This is a genomic window from Paenibacillus sp. EKM301P (genome assembly GCF_011800295.1).
GTDB lineage: Bacteria > Bacillota > Bacilli > Paenibacillales > Paenibacillaceae > Paenibacillus > Paenibacillus polymyxa.
The window spans coordinates 1-286 of record NZ_JAALFM010000126.1; the positions used below are offsets into that span (position 1 = coordinate 1).

Annotated in this window: 2 tRNA genes and 1 rRNA gene; all 3 read right to left on the reverse strand. The window is 54.2% G+C overall.

What is annotated here, in order from left to right:
- Nucleotides 1-76, reverse strand: a tRNA-Ala gene (locus HFD99_RS25145).
- A 22-nt stretch (nt 77-98) separates the two neighbouring features.
- A tRNA-Ile gene (locus HFD99_RS25150) sits at nt 99-175 on the reverse strand.
- A gap of 36 nt (nt 176-211) precedes the next feature.
- Nucleotides 212-286 (reverse strand): 5S ribosomal RNA (rrf, locus tag HFD99_RS26165); the annotation flags it as partial.

Here is a 286-nt window from a genome sequence, read left to right on the forward strand (position 1 = left end):
TGGTGGAGCCAAGGGGGATCGAACCCCTGACCTCCTGCGTGCAAGGCAGGCGCTCTCCCAGCTGAGCTATAGCCCCAAACTTTTAGTCAATCTAGAAATGGTGGGCCTTAGTGGACTCGAACCACCGACCTCACCCTTATCAGGGGTGCGCTCTAACCAGCTGAGCTAAAGGCCCTAATTCATTAAATTTTATCATCCTTTAAAGGATTTTGCTTGGCGGCGTCCTACTCTCCCAGGACCCTGCGGTCCAAGTACCATCGGCGCTGGAGGGCTTAACGGTCGTGTT